Annotated in this window: 21 protein-coding genes and 1 tRNA gene; 4 read left to right on the top strand and 18 right to left on the bottom strand. The window is 36.9% G+C overall.

The features are described 5' to 3' along the window. Window positions 1-47: 47 nt before the first annotated feature. The 3 genes from QV04_RS04925 to QV04_RS04915 form a co-directional block, all read right to left on the bottom strand. Window positions 48-515, bottom strand: a complete 468-nt coding sequence (locus tag QV04_RS04925) for a GNAT family N-acetyltransferase (RefSeq protein WP_018345767.1) — start codon at window positions 513-515, stop codon at window positions 48-50. 2 nt (window positions 516-517) lie between these two features. Next, the gene (locus QV04_RS04920) at window positions 518-778 is read right to left on the bottom strand and encodes a DUF1778 domain-containing protein (RefSeq protein ID WP_021462499.1); all 261 of its coding nucleotides are present in this window, start codon (window positions 776-778) and stop codon (window positions 518-520) included. Between the two features lie 152 nt (window positions 779-930). Further along, on the bottom strand, window positions 931-1,983 hold the full coding sequence (locus tag QV04_RS04915; RefSeq protein WP_039135861.1) for a porin: 1,053 nt from the start codon (window positions 1,981-1,983) through the stop codon (window positions 931-933). A gap of 764 nt (window positions 1,984-2,747) precedes the next feature. Here QV04_RS04915 and QV04_RS04910 point away from each other — a divergent pair. Then, the gene (locus tag QV04_RS04910) at window positions 2,748-3,809 is read left to right on the top strand and encodes a porin (RefSeq protein ID WP_039087182.1); all 1,062 of its coding nucleotides are present in this window, start codon (window positions 2,748-2,750) and stop codon (window positions 3,807-3,809) included. 311 nt (window positions 3,810-4,120) lie between these two features. Here the strand turns inward: QV04_RS04910 and QV04_RS04905 are convergent, their stop codons facing one another. The 11 genes from QV04_RS04905 to QV04_RS04855 form a co-directional block, all read right to left on the bottom strand. Continuing rightward, window positions 4,121-5,170, bottom strand: a complete 1,050-nt coding sequence (locus QV04_RS04905; protein ID WP_039136325.1) for a porin — start codon at window positions 5,168-5,170, stop codon at window positions 4,121-4,123. Between the two features lie 235 nt (window positions 5,171-5,405). Beyond that, window positions 5,406-6,326, bottom strand: coding sequence for a tRNA pseudouridine(55) synthase TruB (gene truB, locus QV04_RS04900; protein ID WP_082985570.1), 921 nt, complete (start codon window positions 6,324-6,326; stop codon window positions 5,406-5,408). 2 nt (window positions 6,327-6,328) lie between these two features. Beyond that, a complete protein-coding gene (gene rbfA / locus QV04_RS04895; protein WP_039136323.1) occupies window positions 6,329-6,715 on the bottom strand; it encodes a 30S ribosome-binding factor RbfA in 387 nt (128 codons plus the stop codon). A 139-nt stretch (window positions 6,716-6,854) separates the two neighbouring features. Further along, on the bottom strand, window positions 6,855-9,473 hold the full coding sequence (gene infB / locus QV04_RS04890) for a translation initiation factor IF-2 (RefSeq protein WP_039172080.1): 2,619 nt from the start codon (window positions 9,471-9,473) through the stop codon (window positions 6,855-6,857). A gap of 15 nt (window positions 9,474-9,488) precedes the next feature. Continuing rightward, complete coding sequence (nusA, locus tag QV04_RS04885) at window positions 9,489-10,976, bottom strand: transcription termination factor NusA (protein ID WP_039136866.1); 1,488 nt, start codon at window positions 10,974-10,976, stop codon at window positions 9,489-9,491. 32 nt (window positions 10,977-11,008) lie between these two features. Then, the gene (gene rimP, locus QV04_RS04880; RefSeq protein WP_039136868.1) at window positions 11,009-11,470 is read right to left on the bottom strand and encodes a ribosome maturation factor RimP; all 462 of its coding nucleotides are present in this window, start codon (window positions 11,468-11,470) and stop codon (window positions 11,009-11,011) included. A gap of 174 nt (window positions 11,471-11,644) precedes the next feature. Further along, window positions 11,645-11,721, bottom strand: a tRNA-Met gene (locus QV04_RS04875). A gap of 179 nt (window positions 11,722-11,900) precedes the next feature. Continuing rightward, a complete protein-coding gene (gene bioC / locus QV04_RS04870; RefSeq protein ID WP_065231235.1) occupies window positions 11,901-12,677 on the bottom strand; it encodes a malonyl-ACP O-methyltransferase BioC in 777 nt (258 codons plus the stop codon). Continuing rightward, window positions 12,668-13,312, bottom strand: a complete 645-nt coding sequence (locus tag QV04_RS04865) for a DUF452 family protein (RefSeq protein ID WP_065231234.1) — start codon at window positions 13,310-13,312, stop codon at window positions 12,668-12,670. Before QV04_RS04865 ends, bioC begins: the two co-directional genes overlap by 10 nt. Window positions 13,313-13,321: 9 nt before the next feature. Then, window positions 13,322-14,482 carry an aminotransferase class I/II-fold pyridoxal phosphate-dependent enzyme gene (locus tag QV04_RS04860; RefSeq protein WP_065231233.1) on the bottom strand — a complete coding sequence of 387 codons (1,161 nt, stop codon included), beginning with the start codon at window positions 14,480-14,482 and terminating at the stop codon, window positions 13,322-13,324. Between the two features lie 83 nt (window positions 14,483-14,565). Then, window positions 14,566-15,912, bottom strand: a complete 1,347-nt coding sequence (locus QV04_RS04855; protein ID WP_065231232.1) for an outer membrane protein transport protein — start codon at window positions 15,910-15,912, stop codon at window positions 14,566-14,568. 233 nt (window positions 15,913-16,145) lie between these two features. On the opposite strand from QV04_RS04855, the gene QV04_RS04850 reads away from it, so the two are divergent. Next, entirely contained in the window at window positions 16,146-16,436 is a 291-nt protein-coding gene (locus tag QV04_RS04850; protein ID WP_018347066.1) for a YfcZ/YiiS family protein, read from the top strand. Between the two features lie 232 nt (window positions 16,437-16,668). On the opposite strand, the gene sstT is transcribed toward QV04_RS04850, so the two are convergent. The 4 genes from sstT to greA form a co-directional block, all read right to left on the bottom strand. After that, entirely contained in the window at window positions 16,669-17,916 is a 1,248-nt protein-coding gene (gene sstT, locus QV04_RS04845; protein WP_065231231.1) for a serine/threonine transporter SstT, read from the bottom strand. 174 nt (window positions 17,917-18,090) lie between these two features. After that, window positions 18,091-19,224: a ribonuclease D gene (gene rnd, locus QV04_RS04840; protein ID WP_065231230.1), complete on the bottom strand. Its 1,134-nt coding sequence runs from the start codon at window positions 19,222-19,224 to the stop codon at window positions 18,091-18,093. Window positions 19,225-19,365: 141 nt separating this feature from the next. Next, on the bottom strand, window positions 19,366-21,063 hold the full coding sequence (fadD, locus tag QV04_RS04835; protein ID WP_039137303.1) for a long-chain-fatty-acid--CoA ligase FadD: 1,698 nt from the start codon (window positions 21,061-21,063) through the stop codon (window positions 19,366-19,368). Between the two features lie 218 nt (window positions 21,064-21,281). Continuing rightward, window positions 21,282-21,758, bottom strand: coding sequence for a transcription elongation factor GreA (gene greA, locus QV04_RS04830; protein ID WP_065231229.1), 477 nt, complete (start codon window positions 21,756-21,758; stop codon window positions 21,282-21,284). A 165-nt stretch (window positions 21,759-21,923) separates the two neighbouring features. Between greA and dacB the strand changes: the two genes are divergently transcribed. Next, window positions 21,924-23,387 carry a serine-type D-Ala-D-Ala carboxypeptidase gene (gene dacB / locus QV04_RS04825; protein WP_065231251.1) on the top strand — a complete coding sequence of 488 codons (1,464 nt, stop codon included), beginning with the start codon at window positions 21,924-21,926 and terminating at the stop codon, window positions 23,385-23,387. Window positions 23,388-23,457: 70 nt separating this feature from the next. Further along, window positions 23,458-23,937, top strand: coding sequence for a GTP pyrophosphokinase (locus QV04_RS04820; RefSeq protein ID WP_082985568.1), 480 nt, complete (start codon window positions 23,458-23,460; stop codon window positions 23,935-23,937). The last annotated feature ends 32 nt before the right edge of the window (window positions 23,938-23,969 follow it).

Below are 23,969 nucleotides of genomic sequence, written 5' to 3'. Positions count from 1 at the left end.
TAAAAAATCTTAGCCCTCTGTGAAAAGAGGGCTATCTTTTGAACTCATCACAATTTCAACATTAATAATCTGTCATCAATAGGAGAGGGTTGAAACCCATAATTTAAATAAAATCGCCTTGCATTATCGTTAAGTGCGTGTACCAACAAGGCTTTCACGCCGACTTGTTCTGCTACAATTTTTGCTCGTAATACCGCATCTTTAAGCAAAGCAGCACCTAATTTTTGCCCTTGATATTTCACGTCTATGGCGAGTCTGCCTAACACAATAACGGGAATCGGTTCGGGCATATTACGTTTTAATGCACCGGATACAAACTGATGCGTTACTGATCCTGCGGCTAAAGCATAAAAACCGACAACAACATTTTCGTTGCAAATCACAAATGTTCTACTTGCTTGATTTTGCTGATTTTTCAAGGCATTACGCTTAAGCCACAAATTTAGCACCTCTTCACCGCAATCGAACAAGCTCAAATGATGATGGGACTTCAATAATTCAGGTGCGGAATACATTTTTACTCCCACGGTGATTTAATATTCATTAATTTTTCTAGACCGGCATTTGTTGAATGAGGTTGCTCCAGTATCTCAATAAAACGATTAAATTTTTCATCATTTAATTGGAATACTGTTCTATCTAAAATCACATTTTGAGCATAGATGCAGGCGGCATCCAGCATAAAATCGGACCGCGTTTTACCAAGCAAAGACGCAGCATAATCAATTAAATCACGCTGACTGGGTTCGGCTCGTAAGTTAATCGCTGCAGTACGCATAATTCTCTCCATTATCTACTAATACACAATCAATATACAAATTGTATTGTGTATTGATTGTATATGCAACATTATTGCGTAATGGATTTAATTAATTATAAAAAAACCCCGAGAAAACTCTCGGGGTATAGAGGTATGTTTATAGATAACAATTAGAAGTAAACGCGGAAGCCTACGCCAACTCTATTATCATTATATTTTTCACTAGCTTGGTTTTTATACTTAAATGTACCAGCTTCTAAGTAAGTGACTACAGATTTAGTAAACCAATAATCTGTACCTAAGATATAGGCATTAAGCTTAGTATATTTTTCACCATCTGCTGAAGTTGCTTTACCATTAATATATTCACCATAAAGAGAAGCATTGTCTAAGTATTTATATTTAGCACCCACTTCTAATGCACGCAATTTATTAAATGGAATTGCTTCGGCATGTAGTTCTTTATCAAATTTGTAGCCGATTCCATCAAAATCATCTGTTGCTTTTTTCTGTGAATAGTCAACACCAAGAGAGAATGGACCAGATACCAATTCAGCGCCTACTAAGAAAGCATTTACTTTATGTTCTTTAATAGGAGCATTTTTATATTCATCCACTTTGACTTGTGAAAAACCTGCTTCAAAGTTTAATTTAGTATCAGCTGCAAATTCTGGTGTAGTATAAAATGCAGATACGCCAAATCCTGAGCCGTTGTTAAATTCATCTTTATTTTTTTCACCAAAGAGATAATCTAGACCGAAGCTAAAGCCGGCAAAATCTGCAGAACGGAATTTCGCCACTTTATCGCCATCAGTTTTAGTTTGTTTTATACCACCCAAATCATAGGTATAGTCTGAAACAGCAACATCATCAAGATTGGTTGGTTGTTTACCAAAGGTTAAAGTACCTACACCCTCTTTTGCAAAACCGGCATAAACACGTTTCGCTTCAATATCACCAAATGATTTTTTATCATTGGCATCAAAACGAATTTCTAAATTAGCTAATGCACTGTAACCATCACCTAAATCTTGAGTTCCTTTAATAATGACACGAGAACCTGCATTTTTAAGATCTGCACGTTCTCCGGTATTTTTAGAGAGAAGTACACGGAAAGATCCGGCAACTTCAACCTTAGTACCATCCTGGTTATAAACTACGGCTGCGTTTGCGGAAGTGGCTGCTACTGCTGCAACTGCCAATGCGACTAATGTTTTTTTCATAATTGACACCTCTGTGTTAATTGTTACTTTGCTTATCGCTCCGTAACAGTAATAAACAGATGCCCATATTTTTTTAGTTATTTATTTGATGAATCAAGGATCAGCAAATTTTTATGCCCTTTTCGCTAAGTTGTAGGGAATGTATTTTTCATTATTAAATCTGGAAAAAACGATATAAAACGAACAATAATTAAACAATTAAATGTAAAATGTATCTTTTTTGTAGCGGAAATTAGTATAAATACTCTAACTAATTAGGAATATTTCCTTTTTTTCTCTTCAAAATACATTCCCTACAACTTAGTAGATGTGATTTTTTTTGCGCATAGCTTTTTTTAAAAAGCAAGATAAAAACAAATTTTTAGAAAAAACAAGTTGATTTTTTAATCAAAAAAATTTTTTTCCTGTGATTTAAATCACATTATTGAAAAAATCTTTAAAAAATCGAAACTTTTTATAAATAGCAATAAATAACCATAAAAATATAAATTTATTCTTTATTTTTCAAATAGATAAAAAATATAATTTCTTATTTTACTATTTTTGAAGTTATTATTATTTTATAATAAAATTTTGGAGATTTTTTCAAGTTATTGATTTTTAAATGTTTTTAAAAAGTTCCCTAAAAATGAAAAAAATTTGACAGATAATAAACTGGGTGTAGTATCTATACAGAATTTAAATGGTCGATAATCATAGATTATCAAAGCAAACACTGTTACGGAGCGATAAGCAAAGTAACAATTAACACAGAGGTGTCAATTATGAAAAAAACATTAGTCGCATTGGCAGTTGCAGCAGTAGCAGCCACTTCCGCAAACGCAGCCGTAGTTTATAATCAAGATGGTACTAAAGTTGATGTTGGTGGACAAGTTCGTCTAATTTTATCTAAAGATAAAAATGAGAGAGCAGATCTTAAATATGGTTCATCTCGTATTCACGCAAAAGTAAATCAGGATTTAGGTGATGGCTACAGTGCATTAGGTCATTTAGAAATTGGTCTTAAAGGCGATCAAGATAATGTTACAGTACGTCGTGTTTATGCTGGCTTTGCTAAAGAGGGCATTGGTCAATTAACATTCGGTCGCCAATTATCTAACTTAGATGATTCTGGATTATCAGATTTTACCTATGACTTAGGTGGTATTAATTTAACAATGACAGAGGGTAACAAAGTTGCTCGTTTCCGTAGTGCTGAATTTGCTGGGTTAGAACTAGGTTTAGATTATTTCTTTGGTGAAAATGATAAAAATGAATATAACCATGGCGCTGGATTTGGTACCTCACTATTCTATACTGCTGAAGTTGCTAATAATACTACCTTACAAGTAAATGCTGGCTTTTCTCAAGTTAAAGTGAAAAAAGGTTCATTTGATTTAAGTGAATATAATTTAGCTTCAGTTGACTATGAGGCACACAAATTAAATGCGTTCATTGTTGGTGCAAAACTAACAACAGGTCCTTTTGCTTTTGCTGTTGATTATTCTCAACAAAAAGCATCAAATAACCAAGTTGGTATCGGATTCAAACTACCTCATGATGATGGATTGATTGCCTTCCCAATCAATAAATTACAACAACTTGAAGTTGGCGCAAAATACAGTTATTTAGAAAATGCCTCTGTATATGGTGAATATATTTATCGTAAAGCAACCATTTCAAGTGATGATCCAAAAGTAAAAGTAAACGAATTTATCTTAGGTACAGATTATAAATTCGCTAAAAACGTTATTACTTACTTTGAAGCAGGTACAGCAAAAGCTAAATTTGATGGTGAATCAGCAAGAGATCATAAATTACGTGTAGGATTACGTGTCTTATTCTAATTGTTAATAGTTAAACATACCTCTATACCCCGAGAGTTTTCTCGGGGTTTTTTATTATTGACTAATCAAATTTCCCACAAATTTCAATAAGCTTAAACTTGCCAGAATAGAAATAGATTTTAGGCAGAAAGTTATCATTTTTCGAGCATAGCAAGGAGAAGTCTTTTTACTGTTCCAAGATCTACAGTAATGAGAATTGACAAATACACTATTTTCTTAGCTCTCCAAACCCACTTTTCTCATTCGAAATAGTTGGACAAAAAACAAAAACCCCGATCAACTGATCGGGGTTTCACAACTAACAAATTAAATTAGAAATAAACACGGAAACCAACGCCGATTTTGTTATCTCTGTCTTTGTTATTGTCTTGATCTTTATATTGGAATGTACCAGCTTCTAAGTAAGTTACAACTTGTTTAGTAAACCAGTAGTCAGTACCTAGGATAAAGCCGTTCATAGTTACTTTATCATCACCACTGTTTGGAGTTGCTTTCTTGTATTGGTATTCACCATATACTTTCGCATTTTCTAAGTAGTTATATTTAGCACCAACTTCCAATGCTTTAACTTTATGAGCATTAATGCCAACTTCAGTTGTACCAAATTCTAAATTGTTAGTGCCATTAGTAGTGTGTTCTTCAGACCAGTCAACTGCTAATGCAAACGGACCAGTTGCTAATTCAGCACCAACAACATAAGCGCTTTCATTGTAATCTTTTACATTTCTTTCAAATTTCTTAACTTTAGTGTAACCACCGTTAACAGTTAAAGTAGTATCATTGGCAACTTCAGCAGTATAGAATAATGCTGCACCCCAACCTTTACCATTTTGTTCTGTGTCAGAATCTTTTTTCGCATCACCGAAGAAATAATCTGCACCGAAGCTAAAGCCATTCCATTCTACGCTGCGGAATTTAGCCGCTTTATCATCGTGGTTGTGAGTCATTTTCACATCACCTAAATCATAGGTATAGTCAGAAATACCTAAATCATCTTGGTTGGTATTTTGTTTACCGAAAGTTAATGTACCCACTTGATCATAAGCAAATCCTGCATATACATCATGAGCTTCAATTTTATTGAAATCTTCTTTTGCTTCTTTAGTTACTTCATCTCTTGATGAGAAACGTAATTGAGTAGCGGCTAATGCACTGAAGCCATTACCTAAATCTTGAGATGCTTTGATGTCAATGCGTGAACCTGGGTTTTTAAGATCAATACGTTCATTAGAATCTTTTGTTAATTTAACACGGAATTGTCCGCCAACTTCAACTTTAGTACCGTCTTGATTATAAACTACAGCTGCATTTGCTGAAGTTGCTGCTACTGCTACTGCAAGTGCGATTAATGTTTTTTTCATAATTAATACCTCTATAAAAATTTTTTAAGTTACTGTGAACTTTTTAAGAAAATGTAAGTCTAATCGACCTCATTTCGGGGCAAATCCTACGCCAACTTGGGTAGTTGATCAACCTTTATTTATTTTTTAGCCTAAAAAACAGTCAAAAGAACACTTTTTTTGCATAAAAAAAACACAAAACACTCCAAATGATGTTTTTTTAGACAAATTTTTAAACTATTTTTCCTAAATTTGTTTAATCTTCTCTTGCAACTTGACTGACCAATCTACGAGGGTGTAGCACATTATTAACTATCTCCGCTACCCCAATAAAATGTGCATTTTCATCATAAATTCGGTAGTGCATTGTGGCTAATGGTTGCGTCAATTTGATACGTTGCCCAAATATTAATTTTTCAGCCTGTTGCAAGGGTAATATCAATTTGGGCAAGCTCGCAACCGCCGTATCTATTGGCAATAATAATCTATCTAAAGCGGTAAAATCGTGACTTTGCGCTAATTCTGCCAACTGTTCCATTGTTACCATTGCTTCATAAGGATAATTCGCTACTTTGGTACGTCGCAACATTGTAACGTGTGCACCGCAACCAAGATATTCACCGAGATCATCAATCAATGTTCGGATATAAGTGCCTTTTGAACAATGCACTGATAAAGTGAGATAAGGTTTCTGATATTCAATAAAATCAATTGAGAAAATAGTAATTGGTCGAGCTTGACGCTCAACAGTAATACCTGCACGCGCATATTCATAAAGCGGTTTCCCTTGATATTTTAGTGCAGAAAACATTGTTGGCACTTGTTGTAACTTACCAGTAAAATGAGGCAATGCTGATTTAATTTGTTCTAAGTCCACATTAATTGCTTTGCGTTCCACCACAGTGCCTTCTGCATCGGAAGTATCTGTGCGTTCACCTAGTTTTGCTGTAACCAAATAACATTTATCGGCATCAAGCAAATGTTGCGAAAATTTGGTCGCTTCGCCAAAACAAATAGGTAACATTCCTGTCGCCAACGGATCCAATGCCCCTGTATGACCAGCTTTATTTGCTTGAAAATAACGCTTTACTTGTTGCATTACTCCATTTGAACTGTTGCCTTGCGGTTTATCCAACAGAATAATACCGTGTAAATCTCGTCCTTTTTTCTTTACCACCATTACTCCTGATCTTCGTGATGTTTTGCTTTATCCCGATTAATCACTTCTGTCACTAGATTAGACATTTTCATTCCTTCAACCAGCGAATTATCGTAAACAAAACGTAATTCCGGCACAATACGTAAACGCATTGCTTTACCCAATAACGAACGGATATAAGGTGAGGCATTATGTAATCCCTCCATTCCCTGTTCTATCTGTTGTTCATCCTCATCAAAAAGAAAAGTAACAAAAATTTTAGCATAAGCTAAATCTTTCGATACTTCTACATCAGAAACAGTTACCATACCAATTCGAGGATCTTTGACTTCACGTTGCAAAATAACTGCAATCTCTTTTTTAATTTCTTGTGCAACTCGTTGTGCACGGCTGAATTCTCTTGCCATAATTGCCTCCTTAATAAAAAAGCGGCAATAATTACCGCCTTAAAAATTTATTCCATTAAGTGATTCTGAGTTTATCTTTTCAAAGTGAATGCCGACATTTACCGCCACTCACTTTCCTATTATTGATAATGCTCAGCTATTATTCAATTGAGCGTTTTACTTCAACAGTTTCAAATACTTCTATTTGGTCTCCGACACGAACATCGTTATAGTTCTTCACGCCGATACCACATTCCATACCATTACGCACTTCATTCACATCATCTTTAAAGCGTCGCAACGATTCAAGTTCGCCCTCATAAATCACCACATTATCACGTAACACACGGATTGGATTATGACGTTTAACTACCCCTTCAATTACCATACAACCAGCAATTGCACCAAATTTCGGTGAACGGAACACATCACGTACTTCTGCGAGACCGATAATTTCCTGTTTAAATTCAGGTTGAAGCATACCGCTTAATGCCGCTTTGATTTCATTGATCAAATCATAAATAACGGAGTAATAACGAAGATCAAGATTCTCCGCTTCAACCACTTTACGTGCTGAGGCATCGGCACGTACATTGAAACCAACAATGATAGCATTAGAAGCCGCAGCTAAAGTCGCATCGGTTTCGGTAATTCCACCTACACCTGAACCAACAATTTTTACTTTCACTTCATCAGTTGAAAGCTCTAACAATGCTTGACAGATAGCCTCTACCGAACCTTGAACGTCCGCTTTAACGATAATATTCAACTCTGAAACATCGCCCTCAGTCATACTGCTGAACATATTTTCAAGTTTCGCTTTTTGTTGACGAGCCAATTTCACTTCACGGAATTTACCTTGACGATATAATGCGACTTCACGAGCTTTTTTCTCATCACGAACAACCGTCATTTCATCCCCAGCTGAAGGCACGCCGGAAAGCCCTAAAATCTCTACCGGAATAGATGGACCGGCACTTTTTACTTCTTTACCGATTTCATTACGCATTGCACGCACACGACCGTACTCTAATCCGCACAGTACAGTATCGCCACGGTTTAATGTGCCAGATTGCACCAATACTGTTGCCACTGGACCTCGACCTTTATCAAGGTAAGACTCAATAACAACTCCTGTTGCCATACCATCTTTGACCGCTTTCAACTCAAGCACTTCAGCTTGTAACAAAATAGCATCTAATAGCTCATCAATTCCAATGCCTTTCTTTGCTGAAACATTAACAAATTGAGTATCGCCACCCCAATCTTCTGAAATAACACCATATTGTGAAAGTTCAGTTTTCACTCGATCTGGATCAGCTTCAGGCTTATCAATTTTGTTTACTGCCACTACTAATGGCACATTTGCCGCTTTAGCGTGTTGAATTGCTTCAATAGTTTGTGGCATTACACCATCATCCGCTGCTACAACTAACACAACAATATCAGTAGCTTGCGCACCACGAGCTCGCATAGAAGTAAATGCAGCGTGTCCTGGAGTATCTAAGAAGGTAATATCTCCGTTTGGTGTATGCACGTGATAAGCACCGATATGTTGGGTAATTCCTCCTGCCTCGCCTGCAGCCACTTTCGCTTTACGAATATAGTCAAGCAATGAAGTTTTACCGTGGTCAACGTGTCCCATTATGGTTACTACTGGCGCACGTGGTTCTGCTTCCGCATTCATATCACGGTCACTTAATATCGCTTCTTCCAATTCGTTTTCACGGCGTAACACCACTTTATGTCCCATTTCTTCAGCAACTAATTGTGCTGTTTCTTGGTCGATAACTTGGTTAATGGTTGCCATTGCTCCCATTTTCATCATCGTTTTGATTACTTCAGTCGCCTTCACTGCCATTTTATTCGCTAATTCACCGACAGTAATGGTTTCACCAATCACGACATCACGAGTAACAGGTTGTGCCGGTTTAGTAAAACCTTGTTGCAATGCACTCTTACGATTAGATTTCTTACCTTTCGCATTTTGTTGCTGATTATTACGGCGATTCGCTTCACGTTCGTTTTTAGAAGACTCCTCGTCACGATTGTTTTTCTTCGCTTTCGCTACTTTCTTACCACGACCACGATTTTCATTGCGACGCTCTTCTTCATTTTCAGCCTCACGAGCATAAGAAGAGGTTAAGTGATAATCGGAATAGTCATCCACATCATCATCGCTAAAATTGTCATCTTCAAAATCAGCATAGCGTTTGGCATCTTCTGCCGCTTTGCGAGCTTGCTCTTCCGCTTTTTGGCGTGCGGCTTCTTCTGCTCTACGACGAAATTCCTCTTCTTCCGCTTTGCGTTTCTGTTTATTTTCGTCTTTTACAGCGGTTTTCTTGGTTGTCTCAGCTTTTGTAGCATCTGCCACTTTCACCTGTTCAGCTTCTTTTTTCGCCTGCTCTTGCGCCTCTTTTTGCGCTTTGGCTTCTGCCTCTTTTTTCGCTTTGGCTTCCGCCTCTTTTTGCGCTTTAGCTTCCGCCTCTTTTTGTGCTTTGGCTTCCGCCTCTTTTTGCGCTTTAGCTTCCGCCTCTTTTTGCGCTTTGGCTTCCGCCTCTTTTTGTGCTTTGGCTTCCGCTTCTTTTTTCGCTTTAGCTTCCGCTTCTTCTTTAGCGTGAGTATCGATCACACGTGTTTTACGTGTCTCAATTTTTACTTCTTTGCTTTTGCCACTACCATTTTGTTGCACTGTTAAGGTGCTGTGTGTTGAACGTTTTAATTTCAACTTGGTTGGCTTTTTCTCTGTTAATTGGGTATCAGTTTTTTTATCACTCATCTGTACGCCACCTTATTATTCTTCATTTCCGAACCAGCAAATATTACGTGCTGCCATAATCAATTGAGCCGCCTGTTCTGCCGATAATCCTTCGATATCCGCTAAATCATCAACTCCCTGTTCGGCAAGTTCTTCCAATGTGGTAATTTTCTTTTCAGCTAACTTCACAGCCAAATGACGGTTCATTCCATCCAATTTAAGTAAAGCCTCTTCCACATCAATATTTGCCAATGCTTCTTCTTCTGCCAATGCAATTTTTGTCAATGCTTCTTTCGCTCTATTGCGTAACTCTTCGGCAAGATCTTCATCAAAACCGTCAATTTCTAGCAACTCTTCAATCGGTACATACGCAATCTCTTCCAAATTTCTGAAACCTTCTTCAGTCAGAAGATTGGCAAAATCTTCATCAATATCAAGCGCTTCCATAAATAAGTTCATTGTTTTTTGATTCTCAGCCTGATGTTGGTTTTCTAAATCATCACTGCTCATTACATTTAATTTCCAACCAGTAAGACGAGAAGCTAAATTCACATTCTGTCCATTACGCCCAATAGCTTGTGCCAAATTAGCGGCTTCAACTGCAATATCCATTGATTTTTTGTCTTCATCCACCACAATGGAAACTACATCTGCCGGAGCCATCGCATTAATCACAAATTGTGCCGGATTGTCATCCCAAAGCACGATATCCACACGTTCGCCATCCAGCTCATTGGTAATAGCTTGAACGCGCGCACCACGCATACCAACACAAGCACCAACTGGATCAATTCGCTTATCGTGGCTCTTCACTGCAATTTTTGCTCGTACCCCAGCATCACGCGTTGCCGCTTTGATTTCAATCACGCCCTCACCAATTTCTGGTACTTCAATTTTGAATAACTCAATCAACATTTCCGGTTTAGAACGGGTTACGAAAAGTTGAGGCCCTTTCGTATCAGCATTGACTTTATATAACACACCACGCACACGATCTCCTGCACGGAAATTTTCACGTGGTAACAAATCTTCACGCAGAATAATTGCTTCAGCTTGGTTTCCTAGATCAAGGATAACATTTTCACGATTTACTTTTTTTACAATACCAGTGATGATTTCACCTTCACGTTCTTTGAATTGTTCAACCACTTTATTACGTTCAGCATCGCGAATTTTAGCACTGATAACCTGACGCACAGTTTGCATTGTAATACGATCAAAAGGAATAGATTCAATTTCATCTTCAATATATTCACCTAATTGAATTTCCGGTTCTTCTATTTGTGCCGCTTCCAACGTAATTTCTTTGGTTGGGTGGGTCACATGTTCTACCACTAACCAACGACGAAAAGTAACAAAATCACCGTTTTTTTGATCAATTGAAACACGTACATCAATATCTTGTTCATATTTTTTCTTGGTTGAAATAGCGAGGGCACTTTCCAACGCTTCAAAAATTTTCTCTCGAGGTAATAACTTTTCGTTTGATACGGCTTCAGCCGCTAATAAAATTTCTTTACTCATCTTTGTCTCTCTATCATCTCTTAAATTCTAATTTAGAAGGAAATTTTCGGCACAATATTAGCTTTTTGAATGTTACTAAAAGCAAATACCTGTTCCTGTCCCTCTACGTTTAAAGTAATCATATCGCCATCAACTTTAACTAAATCACCTTGCCATTTTCGGCGACCTGACATTGCGATACGTAAATGAATTACAACCTCTTCACCAACAAAACGTTGATAATGCGCTAAAGTAAATAAAGGGCGATCCAAGCCTGGTGATGACACTTCAAGGTTATATTTATCGCTAATCGGATCTTCAACATCTAAAATTGCACCGACTTCACGACTCACATCACTACAATCATCAATAGTTACGCCATTTTCTTTATCTATATATAAACGGACTGTTGAATAACGACCAGCACGGGTACATTCAACCCCGAGCAGTTCAAACCCCATATCTTCAACAGTAGGTTGTAATAAATCTTGTAATTTTTGCTCTAGCGTTGCCAAAGATAATCTCCTTGTTAATTGTCAAAATTAAGGTACAAAAAAAGGGCTTATAGCCCCGTTTCTTCGTGTTAACCAAACTGAACAAATAAATTTATCTACTTAAATTTATTCCACAAAAAAACCCCTAACGGGGCTTATCTCTCTTAAAACTAAACCAATTTTAATTTTTAAAATTGGTTGCGGGGGCTGGATTTGAACCAACGACCTTCGGGTTATGAGCCCGACGAGCTACCAAGCTGCTCCACCCCGCGTCTGAAATACGTGGCGTATTATACATATATTTTTTGCTTGGGCAAGGATTTTATTGAATTTTTTATTGTAATTTTCAACTTTAATTCTTTAGTTTAAATTTCGCCCTAAAAGATCCCCATTCATTCAAGACCTAATCACAACAAAATAAAACCATCTCTTGGTTAAAAACAACCTCACACTATGATAATTTCCTCGCAACAAAATACATCGGCACATAACTCAAATAAACAGAGCCATCCGCCAACGCATATTGCTGTTGATATACTTGACAAAATTGTTGAAGTTTTCCTTTTGTCCATACCGTTTTTTGAACAGCCGTTACGCCAGTTGCTTTTAAATGACGTAATACTGTCAGTGGTGAATCAAATCTTAGGCGAATCGTTTCCGTGTCTAAATGCTCCAATAAAAAATGTGGTTTAAGCCAGTATTGCCATTCTTGAGTTGTTGGATAAGTTAAACCGACTCCGGTTAATGTGCTGATTTCCGTTAAGTTATTTGGCGCAAAAGTGTTAAATAACAGCATCCCATTAGCATTAAGATGCTTTGCACATTTTGCTAAAAAAGCTTCTTTATGATGTAGCCACTGTACTGTTGATGCTGAGATAATCAAATCATAATGCTGTGTTAACTTTAATTGTTCAATATCACCACCAATAAAACGTACCTGATCTACATTAGCACATCGTTTTTGCTGTAAATTTTGGTGAATATTATCGCTAAGGTAAAGATCGTTCAGATCCAATTCAGTTATTTTTACTGCTTTTATTAATCGTTCACTTAAATCACCCGTGCCACAGCCAATTTCTAACACACGATAAAACTGATGTTTTCCTGTTGTCTGTAATAACTCTATCAAATGTTGATTAATTTTCTGCTGCGCTATCGCCTGTTGCCCATAACTGAACTGCGCTGTTTGGAAACGTTTCGCCACCTGTTCTTTATCAATCAGTGCCATAATTGTTGCCATTGCTGAAAATAAGGAAAAGCATAATGTCCGGCGTCAATTCTTTTAATTACACAACGAGGTTGCCAATAAGTTTGTTGATTAATCACTGGGAAAATATAATCCTGTGTTGCAATCCACGCCTGATGCCATTGAAATATTACCGCTGGTCGCTGCTTGATTTGTTGAGCAAGAAATGACAACTCCCGTTGTATATTTTCTAATGAGCGATAATCCGGCAATTGTTGATATTGAGCCAACAGCTCTCGACTTTGACACATTCTACGTTCAAATTTATTTCTTGTAGTAGTATTTAAATTATCTAATGTTCCCTGAAAGATATCCGTCGGAATACCAAATAGATCATCATTCGGTTTAGATGTGCCATTAATAGCAACCGCTTTATGAATGGCGACATTCTGCAATACTTGTTCTGCCACCCAAACACCCATTGACCACGCTACTAAATAGATGTCGTTATAAGCGGAAAAATCAAATTGCAACTGTAAATCCTGATAGTCGTAACAGATTAATAAATCAAAATTTTGTGGTATTTGTAGATGCGCTACCGCACTAGGTGGCGTTCCCCAACCTGCAAAATAGAGAATTAAATTCGAACCTTGTTGTTCAATAAACTCTGTTTTCATCTAAAATCCTTATTGTAATTCTTTCAATGTTTTCATTAATTCAACAATTTCCTCTTCATTAATTGCAGCTGTTAATGAAAAACGAATGCGCGCCGTTCCTTTTGGTACTGTCGGTGGACGAATAGGCAATGCATAAAAATGATATTGCTGTAAACGATGAGCAATCTCCAATGCTCGCTGATTTTCACCAACAATATAAGGCACAACATTCGTTTCGCTCGGCATCGGCAAGTTCAGCTCATCTTGAATAAAATTTCGTAACTGTTGACTTATTTTAACTAAATGTTGGCGACGGTCGTGAAAACTAGCAAGTTTTTGCCAAACAAAATAGCTCCAAGCTACATTAAATGGAGGCAAAGCGGTGGAAAAAATCAGCGGTCGCATCGTGTTAATCAAATAATCTTTTACCTCTTGCTCACATACAACAAATGCTCCTGTTGAAGCGAGTGCCTTGCCAAACGTGCCGACTAAAAAATCAATCTGATTGATGTACCCCTGCTGTTCAGCAATACCAAGCCCCTTTTCACCGAAAACTCCAACAGCGTGAGCTTCATCAACATACAATAAAACATTATCATATTGCTGTTTCAGCGCTGTTAATGCCGATAAATCAGCAACATCGCCATCCATACTGAACACACTTTCTGTCACAATAATAATACGTTGATAATCTGCCGCCACTTTTTGCAAAATATTCGACAAATGTTGGTAATCATTATGACGATAACGCATCCATTTGCATTCAGACAAACGAAGACCATCAATAATACTAGCGTGAACAAATTTATCCGCCACGATCAATGTATGTCGATCAGTTACTGCTGGCAAAATACCGATATTGGCGTGATAACCGCTATTAAATAATAGACAGGCTTGGCGTTGATAATCTTGTGCAATGCATTGTTCCAAGTCTTCATAAATCGGGAAATTTCCAGTTAATAATCTTGAGGAAGAACTGGTTAAAGGCAATAACTGTTGTGAGATTCCCGCTAAAAATTGCGTTAAAATTTGTGGTTCTGCTGCAATACCTAAATAATCATTAGAAGAAAGATTTAATAACTTATCTCCTTGTCGCACAATCCACTTACCTTGATGTTCAATTTGTGGAAATGCTCGTCTTTGCCCGATTTGCGCTAATTGTTGTAGTTTTTCACTGAAAAAAGAGGTCATTCGTAATCCTTAACAATTTTTCTCTAATATATAACAAAAAAGGCTGAACAATGTCAGCCTTTGCTTTGAAATTTATTGAAAATTTAGAAACGGTAGTTTAATCCTAGACCGAATAAATGTGCGGTAGATTTTGAGTGGAACGTCCCTTTTAATGAACCTTGCTCCTCATCAAAAGATAAGTTTTTACCTTTCACAAAAGCATAACCTGCATCAACAGATAAATTTGGTGTAAAACGATAAGTTGTACCAAAACTGTACCACATACGGTCAGTATCAGGGATTGAAATAGAGTGATAATTTTGACTTACCGCAGTTTCATCATGAGCGATTCCAGCACGCAATGTCAATGATTCTGTCATATCATAGATAAAACCTAATGCTATACGCGTAGTATCACTGAAATTTTCATCTTTCTGGAATAATTTATTTCCACCATTATGTGCATATAGCTCTTTGAAACGACTCCACTCAGTCCGCTTAATACTATAAGTTACTGCAAATTTAGGTACTAAACGGTGATAGCCAGCAACTTCCCAATAAGCAGGCAGAGGAAGTTTTAATGATCCCGTACCATTACCACTTGTTACACCAAAAGCCGAACGTAATGTTGATGGAATATCAGTTGTATAATTACCATCAAAATCTAAACTGATATGAGAGTGATAGGATAAACCGATACGGTTATTTTCATTAAACTCATAAACTGCACCGACATTCCAACCATAACCCCAAGTATCACCTTCTAACTTGTGTAAAATTGCAGATTTATCCAATGTTTTAGCTTGTTGTGCCATTTGTGCATATTGCTGAGCTTCAGCATTGTTAGATTGAACAGCGGCATCTTGAGCTTTTTGAGCCAATGAAGACGCTACAGCTAAGTTTAAAATCCCCACACGACGCTCAACTACTGCATCGGCATACACTGCATTTACACCAACGCCAACACTGAAATTATTACTGACACGATAGGCACCACTTAAATTAAAATTAATCGTGGTTAAATCCGTTTTACCGCCAAAAAAGCCGGCATTATAGCTGTTATTAAATTCTGTCGCCAAGCCATAATTTACGTTTACTCCGCCGCCGACAGCAAAACGATCATTGATTGGATAAACCGCATAAACATATGGCAGCACTTCTTTCGTAGCGATGTTATCAGCATCTGCATTGTTTCCAAATGTTTCGCCTTTTAAATCAATATTCGGACGAACATAAATACCACCAATGGAAATTTCAGGCTGTTTAAAGAAAGTCATTAATGCTGGGTTGGTTGCCACTACAGAAGCATTTTCCGCCACTGCCGCATCCCCCGCATAAGCACGGCCTAAACCGGAAGTTGAGGTTTCATGTAATTGGAAAGCAGAAGCAAACGATCCTTGAGATGCAACTGCAACCAAACTTGCAAGTAAAGTTTTTGAAAGTAAACGCATTAATTAGTTTCCTTATTATTTATTGATAACTAGTGCCAATTTAAGAGCTTGAATCTTATGCAATATCACGGCATAACTCAACACAATAAGGATTTAAAGCGAAGTGATTAGACCAGTCAACCTTGAAATCAGCTTGATATAGATCAAATTAAATAAACTCTCAACGGTTTTCTTGCAACATCGTGTTAAAATAAATTTGTTTTTTTATCACTTTTTTTGAATTGGAGTTATTTATGAGTCAAATGAAATGTAAACCTGAAGAAGCAAAAGTTTGTTGTTGCGTTGATGTCGGCACAGTGATCGATAATGAAGACTGCAGCGTTGATTTTGCTCAAGTTTATGCCTCTGAAGAACAAGCACAGCAAGCACTTGACTATTTAACTGAAAAAGCAAAAGCAGCCGAAAGCGAACCTTGCAAAATCACAAATGAAATTTCTCAAGTTGACGGCGGTTATCAATTAAAAGCAGAGTTTAATTTCTGTTGTCAAGCGGAAGCGATGATTTTCCAGCTTTCCACTCGTTAATTTTTAACCACTCAAATAGCAATCTACTTTTTATTGTTATTTAACTTATCTAATATTGCCCGATCGAAAGTTCGGGCTTTTTATCACATCCGTGCTAACTTTTGTTCTCAACTTTTTAAATAATTAGAGAAAAAATACCTAAAGGAATATCTCATAATCCCAAATTTCGCAAAGAAAAATGGAGTGGAAATTATTCCACTCCATTTATTTCTGCCAAAATAATCACAAATAATTAAGCTCGGCTTTTACGTTCTTCCTCTTTACACGCTGCTGCAGTGAAAATAACATCTGTAGAAGAGTTTAAAGCGGTTTCGGTTGAATCTTGTAACACACCGATAATAAAGCCAACTCCAATAACCTGCGCTGCAATATCGTTTGAAACTCCAAATAAACTACACGCTAAAGGAATGAGTAACAATGAACCTCCAGCAACACCGGATGCACCACATGCACAGATACTTGCAACAAGGCTTAACAATAATGCGGTCGGTAATGTAACTTCAATGCCTAAAGTATGTACTGCCGCTAAAGTTAAGATGGTAATAGTAATTGCAGCACCTCCCATATTAATGCTTGCACCTAATGGAATAGAAACTGAATAAGTTTCTTCTTTCAAGCCCAAGCGTTGTGCTAACTCCATATTAACCGGAATATTTGCCGCTGAACTACGAGTGAAAAATGCAGTTAAGCCACTAACACGAATACAGGTCCAAACTAACGGATATGGATTTTCTCTGGTTTTCCAGAACACCAAAATAGGATTGATGACAAAAGCAACAAATAGCATTGAGCCAATTAATACCGCCAACACTTGGATATAACCACCTAATGCGGATAAACCTTTATCAGCCAAAGTACTTGCTACTAAACCAAACACCCCGATTGGTGCAAAGGCAATCACAACCTTCACGACCATAGAAACTGCTTCAGAAATATCTAACAATAAATTTTTAGTAGTATCTGAAGCGTGACGTAATGCAACGCCAAGACCGATCGCCCACGCCAAAATACCAATAAAGTTAGCGTTGAAAAGCGCATTGAACGGGTTATCCACCACGTTAAAAATTAAAGTGCTCAACACTTGAGTCACACTTTCCGGTGGAGCGATAGATTTTTCTGCATCTCCCAATGCTAATTCAGTTGGAAATAAAAAACTAGCGACCACAGCCACTAATGCTGATAAAAAAGTACCTAGCAAATATAAATAGATGATACTTTTTAAGTTGCTTTTTTCACCGACTTTACGATTAGCAATCGCAGACATCACCAATACAAAAATCAAAATCGGTGCAATAGAACGTAAAGAACGGACAAAAATTTGACCAAGAATGCTAACATTTTCTGCCAAATTAGTCCCTAATATTGGTTCTAAATAAGGAGAAATCAGTGCTAAAAATATCCCTAATACAAGACCGATAGCAATTCTTTTCACTAACGAGCCTTGAAATAGTAATGTTATAAAACGAGATGAAGTAACCATAATTTATAATTTTCTATACTGTTGTGTTGAAAATTAAGAGATCTTTGATCTCCGCCACACCTTAAGATAGCGGAAAATATAAATTATGCAAATAAAATAATCTAAAAATAATCTTTTTTCTTTTTAATTATATTTTTTACAAAAAAAAATGTCATTTTTTAGAAAAAATATAATTCAACTCTCATTTTCTACAGCTGTTTTAAGGCTATTCAATAATTTTTTGCCATAAATCGCACGCCAACCACACAGCAAATCAGGTAATTTTTGTTGGGATTGTCCCATCCAATACCATTTTAAAAATTGGTGCAGTGATTTCTTGCTTGCAACAACTTGTAATGGCACTTTGTTTTGCACCATCACTTTTAGCTCTTTATGTAACAAATTCAAATATTTTTTATAGTGTGGGCGTTCTGAAATATTTTCAATTAACTCAGGGTATTGTTCTTCAGGCACACGTTTTGCCTGCTCCAACAACAGCAATAATTTTTTGCCATACCGTTTAATTTCTTTAGGGTGTAAACCTAATTCTACTAGTTGCGAGGTATGAACTGGAGCGTGAATAGCCACTTGAATTAAGCCTTCACTACTGACAATAAAATTCAACGCAATATTGCGTTTTATGCCTTCTTGAAAACGCCATTTCGCTAAGAATTTCAAATTATTCAATTCTGCTCGAGTTAAACGCCACGCATTGCCAATGTCTAGATACGCTTTTTCCGGTGAAATTTGGCGACAACGTTTTTGTACAAACAACTCACACTCCTGCTGAATCGCATTTTTCCACTCCGAACTTTCCATTGCAATCGCCATTTTTTGGTAAATCGGCAATAAATAATAAACATCCGCCGCCGCATAATTAAGCTGTCTTTCGCTTAACGGTCGTTTCAACCAATCTGTTCTTGATGCTTTTTTATCCAGCTCTATCTGTAAATAATGTTGTACTAATAGTGCAAAACCAACAGATTGCTGAAATCCTAAAAAATTTGCCATAATTTGAGTATCTAACATTGGCATCGGAATTTGCTGAAATTGTTGATGAAAAATCTCTATATCTTCCCCACTAGCGTGCAAAATTTTCAATACATTTTTATCACTAAGCAACTCAACAAAGGGCTGCCAATCAGTTATGTTTAGAGGGTCGATCAATGCAACATCTTTACCGAAATAAAGCTGAATCAACCCTAATTTGGCATAATAACTGCGTATTCTCTCAAACTCAGTGTCCAATGCCACTACTGAATAATGCCGTGCTTGTTCGCATAGCTGCTTTAATTGTGAATCTTGTTGAATAAATTGATAAGGAATCATTCTACTTGTCTATCTTTCAAAAAGAAAGGCATGAAATCCATGCCTTATTTACCTTACTGTACATTACTGTTTGCGAAAACTATCTTAATATGTAACGCATTATCGTCATCTTCAGCGTTTGAGCCAATGATGAAATTCAGATTAATTTTGTGCTGCTATTTTTGCTCGTTTTGCCAGCTCTTCATCACGCACAACACGGCGTAAAATTTTTCCGACATTACTTTTTGGCAACTCTTCACGAAACTCAATTTCTCGTGGAATCTTATAACCTGTTAGACCACTACGACAATGTTTACGCAACTCTTCCCGAGTTAAACTTTCATCTTTTTTTACCACAAAAGCTTTGATAATCTCTCCTGAAACCGGATGAGGCACACCAATTACAGCGGCTTCAGCCACTTTCGGATTCAACATAATAACGTCTTCTACTTCATTCGGATAGACATTAAAACCAGAAACAATGATCATATCCTTCTTACGATCAACAATACGCAACTGATAGTCATCATCCATTTCAACTATATCACCAGTCGCCATCCAACCATCTTTTAACACTGCTGCGGTTTCTTCCGGTTTATTCCAATAACCTTGCATCACCTGTGCGCCTTTCACCCAAAGCTCACCCGGTTGATTAAGCCCGAGCTCATTGCCGTTATCATCCATAATTTTAATATCGGTATCCGGCACTGGCACACCGATTTTACCAGCGTGTCCGGCGAAATTCGCTGGATTACAAGCAATCAACGGTGAACACTCTGTCATTCCGTAGCCTTCTAAAATATGACAACCAGTTAAATCATACCAACGTTGTGCAATCGCTTTTTGCACAGATACTCCACCACCAACAGTTAATTTTAGCTGAGAGAAATCAACATTTTTTAACTCTTCTTGCTGTAATAACGAATTAAATAAAGTATTTACGCCTGTGATCGCTATCGGACGATAACGCTTTAACTCTTTGATCAAATTAGGCAAATCACGAGGGTTAGTGATTAAAATACCAGTAAGTCCAAAATCAATAAACAATAATGCATTCACGGTTAAAGAGAAAACGTGATACATCGGCAAAATAATAGTGGCATAACGATTATTACCAGCTTTAACAAAAGGCTCAGCCAACCATTTTGCCTGTGCAATGTTGTAAATCATATTGCCGTGAGTGAGCATTGCTCCTTTCGCCACACCGGTTGTACCGCCAGTATATTGCAGAAATGCAAGATCTTTTTTACCAATTTCTGGACGAATATATTGACGATATTTACCAACCCTTAACACTTCACGGAAAGTTACGGCGTGCGGCAATTTATATTTCGGCACTAGCTTTTTGATATATTTAACCACAAAATTGACTAACGTCCGCTTACCGAATGAAAGTTGATCGCCCATTCTAGTTAAAATCACGTGCTTCACATCAGTATTAAAAACAACTTTTTCTAATGTCGAAGCAAAGTTGGAAACCACCACTATCGCGGTTGCACCGCTATCTTTGAGCTGATGCTCTAATTCTCTCGGAGTATAAAGCGGATTAACATTCACCACCACCATACCAGCTCGCAAAATACCAAACAGTGCAATTGGATATTGCAACAAATTCGGCATCATCAATGCAACGCGATCACCTCGTTCCAACTTCAACTCATTCTGTAAATAAGCTGCAAATGCTCGGCTACGCTCTTCTAATTTACGATAAGTTAAAACTTGCCCCATATTGACATAAGCCGGTCTATCCGGATGTTCTCTTACCGCTTTTTCCAACATTTCTACTAAAGAAGATAATGCCAACGTATTCGGATCCATTCTTGATTCAGCCGGATAATTTTTTACCCACAATCTATCCATTTTCTTATCTATATCATCGTTCTAGTTAAAATTCGGTCGTTATCTTATCACAGAATTTACAAAATTTTTATCACGAATGCGTTCACCGATCAGCAATCAACATCAATAAGAGGGTTATTGGTTATACAGATTGGATTAATGAGAATCAGTTTGATGAGTTTTATCCAAAAATACGCCCGCTTCAAATGAAAACGGGCAATCCTAAAGCTAAGGAGGTATTAACGATATTCTACACTGATAATATCAAATTCAACTTTACCACCTGGGGTTGTAATCGTGACATTATCATCTACTTCTTTACCGATTAAACCACGTGCAATTGGTGAATTGACCGAAATTAGCCCTTGTTTAATATCTGCTTCATCATCACCAACGATTTGATAAGTTACTTCATCATCAGTTTCCACATTCACTAACACGACTGTTGCACCAAAAATTACACGTCCATTATTCGCAATTTTCGTTATATCAATAATTTGTGCATTAGATAATTTGCCTTCAATCTCTTGAATACGTCCTTCACAAAATCCCTGTTGCTCACGAGCAGCGTGATATTCTGCATTTTCCTTTAAATCACCATGCTCACGCGCTTCGGCAATTGCTTTAATAATCTCTGGACGACGCACATTCTTTAAATACTCAAGTTCTTCACGTAAAAGATTAGCACCGCGTACTGTCATCGGAATTTGTTGCATTATTTTGATCCCTTTTAACGTATTAATTAACAGTCAAAACAAAACCACATAAGCAATAAACATTGTACTTATGTGGCAAAAATAATAAATTGTGATTTACGAAATCAACGAGAGCTATTATTATTTACCGCATTGCAAAAAATATCAATATTAAAAACCGTTGTTATGATCTTCTCTATTTCAATCAATACGTACATTCGTAAATCTTTAAAATATCTGCTTCCTACATTAAGTTGTGCAATATTTAGCCAATTCGTAAATGCTGCTGTTGATGTAGCCCAATTAACCCGCGAATTACCTAAAGGCGCAAATGTTACGATCACTGCCAAAAATCTTGCCACCAATCAAACCATTGCAGATTATCAAAGCGATATGTTTATGTTACCTGCAAGTACACAAAAAGTATTTACCGCCATTGCCGCAAAGCTGCTATTAACTGATCAATTTAAATTCCAAACCAGCTTATTAACCAACGGAAAAATTGAAAATGGACATTTAAAAGGTGATTTAATTATCAAATTTAGTGGAGATCCAGACTTAACTAGCGGACAGCTTTACAACCTACTCGCCACTTTAAAAAAACAAGGAATTCGCCAAATCAATGGTGATTTAATTTTAGATACCTCCATTTTTGCTTCCCACGACCGTGGCTTAGGTTGGATTTGGAACGATTTAACAATGTGTTTTAATGCACCACCAGCAGCGGTGAATATTGACGGTAACTGTTTTTCTGTAAACATTGATGCCAGTGGTTCTGTTGGCAGTTTAGTTCGTATTGATGTTCCTTCTCAATACCCAATTCAGATGTTTAGCCAAGTTTATATCGTTAATGACAATGAAGCGGGCTATTGTCAATTTGATGTGGTCAGTAACGACAATAACCGTTATCAACTCAAAGGCTGTATCCGCCGTCAACCGAAAAAATTCGGTTTAAGTTTTGCGGTACAGGATACCGATAGCTATGCCGTAGCGATTTTACAAAGAATGTTAAAAAATCTCGGCATTTCATTCAGTGGGCGAGTTCAAATACCATTCCAACCACAGCAAGGTAATGTTTTAGCTACTCATCAGTCTAAAGCCTTGCCGGAATTGTTGAAAAAAATGATGAAACATTCTGATAACCAAATTGCAGATGCATTATTCAGAACAATTGCTTATTACTACTATAAACGCCCAGCGACATTCCAATTAGGTGGAATGGCGGTGAGAAGAATTCTAGAAAAAAACACCAATATCCGCTTTGGTAACAGTGTGATTGCTGACGGTTCAGGGCTTTCACGCCAAAATCTGATCAGCGCTAATACGATGTTGCAAGCATTGGAATACATTGCTCGCAACGACAACACGCTCAAATTAATGCAAACTTTCCCAATCGCCGGTGTTGACGGCACTATCAGTGGCAGAGGTTCATTGATCAGCTCACCATTAGTAAAAAATGTCATTGCTAAAACTGGTTCACTGAAGGGAGTTTACAACCTCGCTGGTTTCCTCAACAACGCCCGTGGTGAAAAAGTCGCATTCGTTCAATTTATCAACGGATACTCCACCGGTGATTTGGAAGATAAAACCAAACGTGCACCGCTAGTCCGTTTTGAATCACAACTTTATCGTGAGATTTATGGGGATTAGTTTTTATTTATTTTCTCAAAATTAAAAAAGAAAACGTTTTGAATAATATTTTTTATTGAGGGATTAAAAAATGTTGGAAAAAGTAGAAAGACTTATTGATGAAATAAATAAAGTGCATCTTACTTTTTCAAAAGATTATTTTGAAACAGGGAAAATTAAAACAATCAATATACTATCAAAAACAACTGTTCAACATATTCTTGCATATCGTTTAAATCTACACGAATCAATTAATGATTATCTCTACCGTGCCGATTTATATGATATTTCCTATTTTTATCGTGTTAAAACATCAGAATCTATTTTAGAAAAAATTAAACGTTTCCAACAAAGGAGCGAAGGTTATCCGGTTAATAGTATTTTGAATGATATTTTTGGTGCTCGCATTATAGTATCTAGTGAAGATATTTCACAAATTATGGAACAGCTTGACAATTGGAAAGAAAAATATGGTTTAAAAAACTGGTATCTTAGAGATAAGGAAGAATATATCGGTCTCCACATCTATTTCAAAAATTCCAATAACTTTTATTACCCTTGGGAATTATAGATTTGGGATAAAAAAGATGCCGAGAAAAATTG

Source organism: Gallibacterium genomosp. 1 (genome assembly GCF_001678575.1).
Classification (GTDB): domain Bacteria; phylum Pseudomonadota; class Gammaproteobacteria; order Enterobacterales; family Pasteurellaceae; genus Gallibacterium.
The sequence above is the reverse complement of the archived record's forward strand: the minus strand, read 5'-3'. Positions and strand labels throughout refer to the sequence as shown.